This is a genomic window from Paractinoplanes globisporus DSM 43857 (genome assembly GCF_000379645.1).
Taxonomy (GTDB): Bacteria; Actinomycetota; Actinomycetes; order Mycobacteriales; family Micromonosporaceae; genus Actinoplanes; species Actinoplanes globisporus.
In genome coordinates this window covers 278,868-291,384 of the sequence record NZ_KB903357.1, presented here as the reverse complement: position 1 = coordinate 291,384, position 12,517 = coordinate 278,868, and the positions used below count along the sequence as shown (strand labels likewise).

The following is a 12,517-nucleotide window of genomic DNA, read 5'->3' as shown; positions in this document are numbered from 1 at the left end:
AATACTTGACGAAGGAAATTATTGAGCCTAGGTTTCGGCCATGTTTCTCGAGGAGGTGTGACGATGGCGACCACCACGCCGTCCCCGACGCCGGTGGCGAAGCCGCCCGCCCGGCCCGCCCGGCCGGCCCGGCCACCCGGCCCGGCGGTGCGCCGGCGCAGCCGCTGGTCCCAGGCGCAGCGGGCCTGGCGGCTGCACTGGCAGCTGTACCTGCTGGTGATCGTGCCGATCGCCTACTTCGTCATCTTCAAGTACATCCCGATGGCCTTCAACGTCATCGCCTTCAAGGACTACAGCCCGGTGCTGGGTCCGTGGGGCAGCCAATGGGTGGGTCTGCGCAACTTCCAGCAGCTGTTCAGCAACCCGGTCTTCGGCACACTGCTGAAGAACACCTTCATCCTGGCGTTCTACCTGGTGCTGGCGAGTTTCCCGGTGCCGCTGATCCTGGCGCTGGCGTTGAACGAGATCCGTAACGGCTGGTTCAAACGCACGGTGCAGCTGGTCACGTACGCGCCGTACTTCATCTCCACCGTGGTGGTGGTCTCGATGACGGTGCTGGTGCTGTCGCCCCAGGTCGGCATCGTGAACGACGGGCTCGGCCTGTTCGGCATCGGCCCGATCAACTTCCTCGGCGAACCGGGCTTCTTCCGGCACATCTACGTCTGGACCGACGTCTGGCAGACCGCGGGCTACGCGGCCGTGATCTACCTGGCCGCGCTCGCCGGCATCGATCCCGCGCTGCACGAGTCGGCCAAGATCGACGGGGCCAGCCGGCTCCAGCGCATCCGGCACGTCGACCTGCCGGGCATCATGCCGACCGCGATGGTCATGTTGATCCTGGGCGTGGGCAACATGATGGCGATCGGGTTCGAGAAGGCCTATCTGCTGCAGAACAACCTGAACCTCGCCCAGTCGGAAATCATCCCGACGTACGTCTACAAGACCGGCCTCATCAACGCGGACTTCAGCATGGCCACCGCCGTGGGCCTGTTCAACTCGGTGGTCAACCTCTGCCTGCTGCTGGTGGTCAACTTCGCCGCCAAGCGGATTACCGGGAATGGACTGTGGCGATGACGACCAGCACTCTTGTCTCCAAGCTGCGGCGCAATCGCCCGGCCCTCGTGAAGGTCCGGGAACCGTTCGGCGACCGCGTTTTTCTGATCGTCGTCAGGATCATGCTCGGCGTGGCGCTGGCGTTGGTGCTGCTGCCGTTGATCTACATCGTGGCCAGCTCGTTCAGCAGTCCGGCCGCCGTCAACGCGGGCCGGGTCCGCTTCTGGCCGGTCGAGTTCTCGCTGGAGGCGTACCGGTCCGTCCTGAGCAACTCGGAGGTCCTCCAGGGGTACTACAACTCGCTGATCTACGCCGTCGCCGGCACGGCGATCAGCGTCACCCTGACCGTTGCTATCGCCTATCCGTTATCCCGTAAGACCTTTTACGGCCGCAATGTTCTGATGACGCTGCTCGTCTTCACCATGCTGTTCTCCGGCGGCGTGATTCCGACGTACATGGTGGTGCACGACCTCGGCATGCTCAACACCCGCTGGGCCATGCTGATCCCCAACGCGATCGGCGTCTGGCAGGTGATCATCGCCCGCACCTTCTTCGCCAACTCCATCCCGGACGAACTCTACGAGGCGGCGATGCTGGACGGGGCCAGCGAGATACGGACCCTGCGATCGGTGGTGCTGCCGCTGTCCAAGCCGCTGCTGGCCGTCCTCGCGCTGATGTACACGATCTATCAATGGAACACCTATTTCGACGCCCTGGTGTACCTCAAGGATTCCGATCTGTTTCCGCTGCAGATCGTGCTTCGCAACATTCTCCTTCTCAACACGCCCCGGACGGGCGCGACGGACATGGCACAGCAGATGCATCAGATTCAGCTGGCCAACGTCCTCCGGTACGCGCTCATCGTCGTTTCGAGCCTCCCCGTACTGATCATCTATCCATTTGTGGCCCGCCATTTCACCAAGGGTGTGATGGTCGGCGCCGTCAAAGGCTAGTAGCAACTCAAGAATGGAAGGACACCATGACTCTGCGTTCTCCCGGAAAAATAACAATCGCATTGACGGTCGCCACGGCATTGGCGGTGACGGCGGGCTGCAGCTCCGGTAGCAAGGACAGCGCCCCCAAGGCGAAGATGGACGGCGACAAGGTCGTCATCTCGGTGCTGGCCCCCGCCGACGCGGACACCAAGCTCGACACCAACGCGATCACCACGCTGCTCAGCGACAAATACAAGATCAAGTTCCAGTTCCAGACCACGACGTTCGACGGCGCGGCGGCCAAGGAGAAGCGCCAGATCGCGATCTCCAGCGGCGACTACCCCGACCTGTTCCTGCTGATCCCCTGGGTCGACGCCTTCACCAAGACCGACGTCCAGAAGCTGGGCCAGCAGGGCGTCGCGGTGCCGCTGGAAGACCTGATCAAGCAGTACGCGCCGAACATCCAGAAGACGCTGGACTCCAACAGCGTGCTCAAGGCGATGTCGACCGCGCCGGACGGTCATATCTATGCGCTGCCGCAATGGTCTGACTGCTACCACTGCACGTACCCGGACAAGCTCTGGATCAACTCGGCGTGGCTGAAGAAGCTGCACCTGCAGATGCCGAAGACCACCGAGGATCTGCGCACGGTCCTGAAGGCGTTCAAGACGCAGGACCCGAACGGCAACGGCAAGGCCGACGAGGTCCCGATGAGCACCGACACGCAGGACAGCACCCTCATCGGCTTCCTGATGAACGCGTTCACCTACGCCCCGTACGGCGCGAACAACGGCGTCCCCTCGCTGCTGGAGCTCAACGGCGACACAGTCGCTACCCCGGTCGACAAGCCCGAGTGGCGCGAGGGCCTGAAGTACATCAACTCGCTCTACAAGGACGGCCTGATCAACCCGGGCTCGTTCACCCAGAACGCCGAGGCGCTCCAGGCCGTCGGCAACAACCCCGCCGCCGTCCAGCTGGGCTCCGTGCCCGTGCTGTGGCCCGGCATCTTCGTCCAGCTCGGCTCCAAGGACGGGCGGGACAAGCAGTACGACGCCGTGCCGCCGCTGACCGGGCCCGAGGGCAAGAGCTTCACCGCGTACAACAACCCGACCTCGATCGGCTATACCTTCATGCTGACCAACAAGTCCAGCAAGGAGGCGCGGATCGCGGCGCTCAAGATGCTGGACTACATCTACACCGACGAGGGTCAGATCACCGTCAACTCCGGGCCCGAGGGAGTCGGCTGGGTGAAGCCCGGCGCCAGTGACGTCGCGCTCGACACGAAGGTGAAGCCGATCTGGAAGCCGGTGCCGGACACCGAGCGGCCGAAGAACGTCAACTGGTCGTCGATGGGGCAGTACAACGTGACGCTCGCCCTCCGCAACGCCCAGGCCGTGCCGGAGGACATCTACTCCGAGCAGGGCCTCGAACGGCGGCTGTTCCAGGCGACCCAGGAGTACGAGCCCCACGTGGACAAGACGCAGGTCTTCCCGGAGGCCCAGATCTGGGCCGACGAGGCGTCCGTCTCCGAGCTGGCGACGCTGAAGACCAACCTCGACAGCTACGTCAGCCAGGGCGAGCTGGCCTTCATCACCGGCACGAAGAACATCGACACCGACTGGGACTCCTGGGTCAAGGGCCTCGACGGCATCGGCATGAAGCGGTACCTCGAGCTCAACCAGAAGGCCTACGACAAGTTCAAGGGCGTCAAGTAGATCCTTCGAGTCACGGAGAGCCCAGCCGGTCGGCAACGGCCGGCTGGGCTTCCGCACCGCTCGCCGGCGCGCGTCATCGGCGGCAGAATGCGCCCATGTCGATCTCAGCGGAACGGGCTCCCATCGTCACGGCGCTGCTGCGGGACGGAAACCGGATTCTGCTCTGTCACCGTTCTCCCCGGCGCCGCTGGTATCCCGACGTCTGGGACATGCCCGGTGGTCATGTGGAGCCCGGGGAACTGCCCGGCGCCGCACTCGCCCGAGAGCTCCGCGAGGAGTTGGGCATCGATATCGCGGCGCCGGCGGGTCCGCCGATGCGAGAGTTTCGTGGCGACACCTTCGACATGCGGATTTGGCTGATCGAAGCGTGGGTGGGGTCTCCGGCCAACACCGCGCCGGACGAACACGATGCCATCGCGTGGTTCACCGAGGACGCGCTCGGAGAACTGCGCCTGGCTCACCACAGTTACCTCGAGATGTTCAGCAAGGTTCTTGCCGCGAATCGCGCCGCTCAGTAGAGGTCCGGACTGGTGCCGGCCGCCATCAGCGCGGTGCTCTGCACCGGAGCGGCGAAGTTCGCCTCGGTCCACAAACGCCCGTCACTGCCCTGGAACGCGAGGATCCACGGCGCGACCGACGGCGTCGAACCGGCCGCCACGCCGACCGTCCAGCTCTCCTGGAACGAGATGTCCGGAGTGACCCGCCACAGCGCGCTGGTGACGGCCCGGAAGGAGACCTGGATCTCGCCGGTACCGTCCGGGCCGATCAGCCCGTTCACGCCAGCGCCGGGTCCGGCTCCGGGAGTCAGGCTCAGCGCGATCCGGGGATTGGTGTGATTGACCGAGTTGTACGTGTAGAGCACGTGGTCGGCCGACTCGTAGGCGACCGCGACGCCGTCCAGCAAGGAGGTCGACCCGATGACGGCGATGCTCGGGCTGGTGGCCGGATCCATGGCCACACCGGGGCACGAGTTCTGCCCGTCGCCGGTCAGCAGGCACATCAGGTTCCCGCTCGGCGTCTGGTACGCGATGACCGCCTCCCGGGAGAAGTTCAACGGCAGGCTGATGCTGGGGCTGTTGCGGATCGGCAGCGTGCTGTCGACCGGGCTGCTCCCGACCACGTACGTCCAGAGGTGACCGTTGGTCCCGCGGTAGGCGATCTTCACCGCACCCGCCAGCGTGTACGACGCGCTGGGGCTGGTTCCCGAAGCCATCGATATCGTGGTGTTGGTCGGCACTCCGGTCAGGAGATCGAGCAGCCACAACTTCCCGGTGTTCGCCTGGAACGCGATCGTGGTTCTGCACCCGCCGCCGCATGAGTTGACGGCGGACGGGCTCGTGCGCGCCGCCATGCCCAGGCCCCGGTCGTGCGGCATCCCGGCCGTGTCGAGCGTCCACAAATCCCCATTGGACCCCTGGAATGCCACCGAGAACGTCGGCGGCGGAGGCGGATCCGGAGGTTCGTCCGCGTCGGCCGGACTCGCCGCCACCGCAACGGTCATTCCGGCGACCACCGCCGCCGCGCCCAACAGCCTTCCGCGCCACCGTTTTCCTTGCACCATGTCTCCCATGCGCACAGCCTCCTCAGCCGGCTGACGCAGGGCTGACGTGGCGCTGAAACAGGGTCACCCACGGATGATCGCGGACACGACGCCAGGAGTGATGCCCTGGTGAAGAAATCGGTCGTGTCCATGTACGGGCGACGTCGGTCCAGGGCACCTTGACGCCGGAGCGGCCCAAGGCGAACGGGGAATCAGCCCGGCCGAGCTGATGCGGGTGCGATTCGGGCCGCGGCGCAGTAGTTGCCCGCGATCGCGATGCCGGAGCAGCCGCTGAAGACGAACAGTGGCTGCATCCGCTCGGCCGGGCCGCTTATGGCGTTGTCGGTGAAGCGCAAGCCGGCGACGCTCTTCGCGGCGAGGAGGGTGACGTCGCCGGTCTCGAAGGTGTTGTCTTCGATCGTTATGTTGCGGTGCACCGGGGTGGCCGGCTCGACCGCCTCGTTGGTCGGTTCCACGAGGATGACCGGGCCGCCGGGCCGGGTGAACGAGTTCCCGCGGATCGTCACGTCGGTGACCGCCCCCGACTCGTACCACTCGGATGCGTCGGCGGAGATATAAATGCTTGCCATGGACATACCGTCAAACCGATTGCCTGTTATCAGGACGGGCTTGGGCGTGGTCACGAGGACGCCGCGGGTCGGCACGTTGCGGAAGACATCGCCAGCGATGAGGACCGAGGGCGTGTAGGTGAGGTTCTCCGCGACCGTGCCGCCGATCTCGATGCCGGCAGGCACCGGCCGGCTGAACGAGACCGTCATCGTGGTCGGCGAGTCCTCGCTCACCACAGTCACGACCGCCGGTCCGCCCGGGAGCGGTGTCATCGTGCGCTTGTCGACGAACTGCACCTCGTCTCCGGGGTGGAACTGCGGGAAACCGGCCGTCTGCGGGTGCATGTAGGCGAGCGTGAGCGTGGCCGCCCCCGGCTTGCCGACCACCTCGAGGTAGGTGCCGTGAATGTTGATCGGATCGTCGTGCGGCCCGTCGAAGACGCATCCGGTGATGGCGACCCGGCCCTTGATGCCGGACATCTGCACGTGGTCGGCGAACGACGAGGAGGATCGGCCGGACGCCGGGTCAGGCGCGAAGCTCACCCGGTCGATCGTGATGTTCTCGCTGAGCTGCCCGACAATCCCAAATCCCTGCAGGTGGTACGCCTTCAGCCCGCGCAGCGTGATGTTCGTGGACTCTCCGATGAACGCCCCCGGCTCGGTCCGCTCGATGAGCCGCATCTGGTAGACGAGCCCGGCGTCGGCCGGGGGAGTCGCGGTCGTGTAGTCGATGCGGATCCGGCGCCGGCCCAGGTCGGTGATCGCGGCGACGTCGACGAACAGCGGGTTGTCCGCGCGCCAGGTCCGCCCGGCCACCGGGTCGTGGATCTGCGTGTACTCCAGGCCGTCGACCCCAGACCAGTACGGCCGCCCGGTCGCCGGGCTGGTCTCGCCGAGCCAGGTGATGTGGGCGCCGTCGACCTCGTACGGGCTGCCCGGCGGGATGGACAGGATGCGCCACGCGCGCCCCGCGGTGGCGCCGGCCTCGGCGACCGTCGCATCGATGACCTTGGGAGCGGCGTAGTCGACGGAGAAGTTCGTGAACGTCACGTTGGTCGAGCGGATCGCCGCGAACGCCGTCTGCAGCCCGTGAAAAATCAGCTCGGCGCCGCGGCCGTCGATGGTGACGTCCCGCATGTCCTCGACCAGCAGCCCGATCCTCTTCTCCCGGTAGCGGGGGTCCGCGCCGACTGTGTTGGACACGTACAGCTCGCGGGTTTCGGCCTGCTCGGGGTACAGGTGGTACGTCCCCGCCGAGAAAGCGATCTCGACGGGGCCGCGGAGCGTCCGGGCCCGCCTGAGCGCGGCCGCGACCGCGGACGCGGAGTCGACGGTCAGGCGGTGAATTCGAGCCCCTCGAAGGTGGTGTCCCGGTAGCGGACGCGGGCCACGGCGCCCGTCGAGGAGTGGATCCGGGCCTGCCGCAGCTCGCCGTCGCGCCAGGTCAGGTCGACCGTGAAGCCGCCGCGGGCGCGCAGGCCGCGGACCGAGCCGTCGCGCCAGGTGGAGGGCAGGGCGGGCAGTAGCTCGATCTCCTCGCCGTCGGACTGCAGCAGCATCTCGGCGATGGCGCCGGTACCGCCGGAGTTGCCGTCGAAGGAGTAGATGTTCTGCGGGGCACCGGCGATGCCGCCGGCGGAATAGCTGAGCAGGTTCGCCTCGCTGGCGTCGGCGATCAGCCGGGTGATGTGGGCGAGCGCCCGGTCGCCGTCGAGCAGGCGGGCGTAGAAGGCGGCGAAGTTCGCCTCCACCCACTCGGTCTGCTCCCACCCGGCCGCCTGCTGCCGGCGTTCGATCGTGACCGCCGACGCGCGGGCCAGCGCGGGCGTGCCGCGCGGGGTGATCTGCCGCTCGGGGAACAGCGCGACCAGATGCGCCGTGTGCCGGTGGGCGGGATCGGCCTCGTCGAAGTCGTCCAGCCACTCCTGCAGCTGGCCGTGCCGCCCGATCCGGAGCGGGGACAGGCGTTCCCGGGCCGCCGCCACCCGCGCGCGCAACGAAGGGTCGACGTCGAGAATGGTGGCGGCCCGGCCGCAGATCCGCAGGATCGCCTCGGCGAAGACGCGGTCGACGGTGTTGCCCATCGCGATCGAGCACGTCGCGCCGTCCGGCGCCAGGTACCAGTTCTCCGGTGACTCGGAGGGCCCGGCCACGAGCCAGCCATGGGCCGGTTCGGGCACCAGATAGGAGAGGAAGAACAGCGCCGCGTCCCGCAGGACCGGGTACGCCTGCTCACGGAGGTACTCCTCGTCGAGGCTGTACTCGTAGTGCTCCCACAGCTGCAGGGCGATCCAGGCCCCGCCGGTGACGTTCAGGCCCCAGCCGATGCCGCTGCCGGGCGCGGTGTAGCCCCAGGCGTTGGCGATCGTGTGCGCGACCCAGCCGTCCGCGCCGTACATCTGCCGGGCCGTGATCTGCCCGGTCTCGGCGAGGCGCCGGACGTAGCGGACCAGCGGGGCGTGGCACTCGGCGAGGTTGGCCGACTCGGCGGCCCAGTAGTTCTGCTGGGTGTTGATGTCGAGGTGGAAGTCGTTGCTCCAGCCCATGCTGCTGGCGAACCCGTCGTTCCACACGCCCTGCAACGCCAGCGGTAGCGGCGAGTCCTCGCGCGAGCCCGCGATGGTGAGGTAACGGCCGTACTGGAAATAGAGGGCGATCAGGTCGTCGTCCCGCTCACCCTGGGCGAGCTTTTCCCGCCGTACGTCGGTGGGCAGCGCGACGGCCGCACCGAGGTCGAGCGACACCCGCCGCATCAGCCGCTGGTGGTCCTCGACATGTGCGCTGCGCAGCGCGTCCCATCCGGTCCCGGCGACCAGTTTTTCCGCCCGCCCGGCCGGGTCCTCGCCGGCCCAGTCGGTGCCGACCGCGATCAGCACGACGACCGCGTCCGCCCCGGTGACTGTGACCGTGTCGGCATCGCGCCGGAACGTTCCGCCGTCGATCTCGAACCGGGCGCGGATCTCGACCGCGGTGCCGTCTTTTCCGTTGCTGTGCAGGGATTCCACGGCCCGGCCGCTGAACGCGAGACCGTCCTCGGTGGTGGTGGTCGCGCCGGGCAGGACGGTGTCGTCCAAGGTGGCCGTGAAACTGACGGCGGCCGGGTGGTCCGCGGTCAGGCGCATCGCGATGACACCGTGCGGGTGAGAGGCGAAGATCTCGCGTACGCGATGGGTCTGGTCCTGATCGAACTCGACGCGGACGACACCAGTGTCGAGGTCGAGCTCGCGCCGGTAGTTCTCGGCGGCGCCATCGGCGAAATCGAGGCGCAGCCGGGGGAGCGGCACGTTGGTGCCGAACGACGACGGGCGGCCGGTCAGATGCTCCGCCGCGAGCCGCTGGGCGTCCCCGTACCGCCCGGCGAACCACAGCCGCCGGATGTCCGGCAGCTCGCGCAGCGCGGTCGGGCTCACGTCGGTGTCGGACGGCGCCCCCGACCACGCGGTCGACTCGGACAGCCGGATGGTCTCGGTGCCGGTGCCTCCGTAGACCATGCCGCCGAGCCGGCCGTTGCCGATCGGCAATGCCTCGAACCAGCGCTCCGCCGGCCGATCGTAGAAGAGAATGGTGGAGGACATCGGCGGTCTCCTCAGGTCAGCTGATCGCGAAGCCAGGGCAACTGGACCGGCGCCTGGAACGTTCCGCCGCCCTCGTGCCGGTTGTACGGCCAGACCTGCATCTGCTTCGGTCCGGCGTAGTGGTTGTAGGCGGCGTACACAGTGGACGGCGGGCACACGTCGTCCATGAGGCCGACGGAGTACAGGGCCGGCGCGGTGGCCCGGGCGGCGAGGTTCACACCGTCGAAATAGGACAGTGTGCGGAAGACCTGTTCGATCCGGTCGCGGTTGGTCGCGCAGAAGACCGAGAGCTCCTGGTACGGGTGCGAGTCCGTGATCTCGGTGGCGCGCCGGAAGCCGGTCAGGAACGGCACGTCGATGAGCGCGGCCCGGACCCGGTCATGCAGGCCGGCCACCGCCTGCGCGATGCCGCCGCCCTGGCTCGCGCCGGCCACCACGATGCGGTCGGGGTCCACCTCGGGCAGAGTCGCCGCCAGGTCCACCGCGCGCAAGGCGTCGGTGAACAACCGGCGGTAGTAGTACTGCTCGGGATCGAGCACGCCGCGGACCAGCAGACCGGTGTGGTGCGGCGTGCCGTCGCCCGGCAGGTCGGGGGTGTCGCCGTCGCCCTGGCCGCGGGAATCCACTACCAGCACGGCGTATCCGGCCGCCGGCCACAGCAGCCACTCGTGCGGCCGGCCGCGCCCACCGCCGTACCCGATGAATTGCACGACGCACGGCACGGCCTCGCTCGCGGTGGCCGGCACGAGAAGCCAGGCGGCCACCCGCTGACCGTCGTAGCCGGCGAACCGTACGTCGAATACGCGCACGCCCGGCAGCAGCGCGTCGTACGGCATCAGCTCCGCCGCCAGATCGTGCTTGCGGGCGGCGGTCAGCGTGCCGGACCAGAACGCGTCGAAGTCGTCCGGTTCGACGCGGGCCGGGCGGTAGTCGCGCAGCTGGGCGAGGGGAAGGTCGAACATGGCCATGGCGTCAGTCCTCGATGCGGATGAGCTGGACGAGGGCGCTGGCGTGGTCGCCCTCGGGCAGGGGGAGGGGAAGGCCGGACCGCAGCAGGACCGCTCCGGAGTGGACGGTGCCGGTGTCCTGGTCCCGGTAGCTGGAATCGGGGTCGAGCGCGGTCAGCCGCAGCGGCGCGGGTTCGTGGCCGTACGGGCGCGAAGGGCACCACGCGAGCACCACGAACTGGTCCTCGTGCGCGTATCCGACCGCGGTCAGCGCGCCGTCTCCGGTCAGCCGGTATGCCGTGCCGTACTGGACCGCGGGCCGGATCCGCTTGTACGTGGCGACCAGCTCGGCGGCCTCCTTCAGCTCGTCCTCGGACCATGTCGTCAGGTCGCCGCCGATGCCCAGCGCGCCGGCCATGGCCACGTGGAACCGGAAGCGCAGCGGTGTCTCCCGGGCCGTGGCCACGTTCGGGCTGTCGGTCACCCACGCCCCCATCACCTGGGCCGGGAAGAGCTGGCTGAAGCCGTGCTGGATGGCGATCCGGTCGACCGGGTCGGTGTTGTCCGACGTCCACACCTGGTCGGTGCGGGCGAGGATGCCGAGGTCGGCGCGTCCGCCGCCACCGGCGCAGGCCTCGATGCGCAGGCCCGGATGGTTGGCGCGCAGCCGGTCCATGATCTGGTAGACCGACCGCGTGTGCTCGATCCACAGCCGGTCGGGGTCGGCGTGGCCGGGCCATCCGGCCTCGGTGAACGGGCGGTTGGCGTCCCACTTGAGAAAGTCGATGTCGTGCTCGTCCACCAGCCGGTCGAGCCAGTCATGGGCCCACGCGGCGGTGTCCGGCCGGGCGAGGTTGAGCACGAGCTGGTGCCGCATCTCCGTGCGGTCGCGGTGGGCCATGTGCAGCACCCAGTCCGGATGCGCCCGGTAGAGGTCGCTGTCCGGGTTGACCATCTCCGGCTCGACCCACAGGCCGAAGCGCATGCCGAGCCGGTGCACCTCGGCGGAGAGCGGCCGGAGGCCCCGGGGAAAGCGGTCCGGGTTGGGCGTCCAGTCGCCGAGGCCGGCGTGGTCGCTGACCCGGCCGCCGAACCAGCCGTCGTCCACCACGAACAGCTCGACGCCGAGCCGGGCCGCCCGCGCGGCCAGGGCCGTCTGGCCGGCCTCGTCGACGTCGAACCCGGTGGCCTCCCACGAGTTGTAGAGCACCGGCCGCGGCTCGCCGGGCTCGGGAAGCACATGCCGGCGGACGTACGCGTGCCAGGCCCGTCCGGCCGCCCCGAACCCGCCGGTCGTGAAGACCCCGGCGAACACCGGCGTGGTCAGGGTCTCGCCGGGCGCCAGCGACCACGTGAGCCCCTCGTGGCCGTGGCCGCCGGTCCACGTCGTCCGGCCGGCCGGGTCGCGGTGCAGGGTGATCCGCCAGCTGCCGCTCCAGGCCAGCGCCGTGCTCCACACCTCGCCGTGCTCCTCGCCGGCCGTGCCGTCGTCCAGGGCCAGCCAGGGGTTGGCGTGGTGGCTGGTCATGCCGCGCCGGCTGGTGAAGACCGTCTCGGCGGTGACGACCTCGGCCCGGCGCAACTGGAACTCGCTGTTCCAGCCGCCGACGAGGTGGCTCACCCGGTAGCCAGTGCGGTGCGGCAGGGTCCACGCCGCGCTGTCGCACCGCTGCACCGTGATCGGGAGCTGCTCGTCGCGGTTCTCGACGGTCGTCCACCGCTCGATCACGTCGCTGTCGTCGTGCACCCGGTAGTGCAGGGTGACGCGCAGCGGGTAGTGCCGGTCGTCCAGGTGGATCCGCAGGTGCCCGTCGTCGGCGTCGTGGCCGGCGTAGCGCCACTCGACGCCGCGGGTGCCGTCGGCGAACCGCACCTGCAGGCTGGGCGGCCCGAAGCGGGCGCCGCCCTCCACGGCCAGCTCCTCCGCCCCGCCCGCCGCGTCGAAGCTGCTTCCGGCCGCCGGTGTTCGCTCGGCCAGTTCCCCCGCCTGAGCCGGTGTCAACGCCCCACCCCAGTGCACGTGCCGCACGTTGTCGTCCGCGTCGAGCCGGACGGCGTACGACGTGGACGGGGTGCTCAGCAGCCACAGGCGCTGGGCGGGCTCGAACAACAGGTGGGGCATCTGGATCCTCGGTGGTGATCGTGGGAGGGTGACCGATGGGTGCGGCCGAGCGTATGGCGGC

Annotated in this window: 9 protein-coding genes; 4 read left to right on the top strand and 5 right to left on the bottom strand. The window is 68.7% G+C overall.

Annotated features, from left to right (window positions below; translation table 11 throughout):
- The first annotated feature begins 63 nt into the window (after positions 1-63).
- The 4 genes from A3CQ_RS0149120 (at position 64) to A3CQ_RS0149105 (ending at position 4,221) form a co-directional block, all read left to right on the top strand.
- Positions 64-1,074 (top strand): ABC transporter permease, encoded by a 1,011-nt coding sequence (locus A3CQ_RS0149120; RefSeq protein ID WP_084699551.1) that lies wholly within the window; start codon positions 64-66, stop codon positions 1,072-1,074.
- A complete protein-coding gene (locus tag A3CQ_RS0149115; protein ID WP_026207070.1) occupies positions 1,071-2,006 on the top strand; it encodes a carbohydrate ABC transporter permease in 936 nt (311 codons plus the stop codon). Before A3CQ_RS0149120 ends, A3CQ_RS0149115 begins: the two co-directional genes overlap by 4 nt.
- A 26-nt stretch (positions 2,007-2,032) precedes the next feature.
- Positions 2,033-3,703: a type 2 periplasmic-binding domain-containing protein gene (locus A3CQ_RS0149110; protein ID WP_040434263.1), complete on the top strand. Its 1,671-nt coding sequence runs from the start codon at positions 2,033-2,035 to the stop codon at positions 3,701-3,703.
- Positions 3,704-3,798: 95 nt separating this feature from the next.
- Entirely contained in the window at positions 3,799-4,221 is a 423-nt protein-coding gene (locus A3CQ_RS0149105) for an NUDIX hydrolase (RefSeq protein WP_040434262.1), read from the top strand.
- Here the strand turns inward: A3CQ_RS0149105 and A3CQ_RS0149100 are convergent.
- The 5 genes from A3CQ_RS0149100 to A3CQ_RS0149080 all read right to left on the bottom strand — a co-directional run bounded on the left by A3CQ_RS0149100 (position 4,215) and on the right by A3CQ_RS0149080 (position 12,456).
- On the bottom strand, positions 4,215-5,204 hold the full coding sequence (locus A3CQ_RS0149100; protein WP_157297223.1) for a hypothetical protein: 990 nt from the start codon (positions 5,202-5,204) through the stop codon (positions 4,215-4,217). The two genes, A3CQ_RS0149105 and A3CQ_RS0149100, sit on opposite strands and share 7 nt — an antisense overlap.
- A gap of 251 nt (positions 5,205-5,455) precedes the next feature.
- The gene (locus A3CQ_RS56685) at positions 5,456-7,015 is read right to left on the bottom strand and encodes a right-handed parallel beta-helix repeat-containing protein (protein WP_020518347.1); all 1,560 of its coding nucleotides are present in this window, start codon (positions 7,013-7,015) and stop codon (positions 5,456-5,458) included.
- 131 nt (positions 7,016-7,146) lie between these two features.
- Positions 7,147-9,387, bottom strand: coding sequence for a glycosyl hydrolase family 95 catalytic domain-containing protein (locus A3CQ_RS56680; RefSeq protein ID WP_020518345.1), 2,241 nt, complete (start codon positions 9,385-9,387; stop codon positions 7,147-7,149).
- Between the two features lie 11 nt (positions 9,388-9,398).
- Positions 9,399-10,355, bottom strand: coding sequence for an acetylxylan esterase (locus A3CQ_RS0149085; protein ID WP_020518344.1), 957 nt, complete (start codon positions 10,353-10,355; stop codon positions 9,399-9,401).
- 4 nt (positions 10,356-10,359) lie between these two features.
- Positions 10,360-12,456 (bottom strand): alpha-galactosidase, encoded by a 2,097-nt coding sequence (locus tag A3CQ_RS0149080; RefSeq protein ID WP_020518343.1) that lies wholly within the window; start codon positions 12,454-12,456, stop codon positions 10,360-10,362.
- Positions 12,457-12,517: the final 61 nt, after the last annotated feature.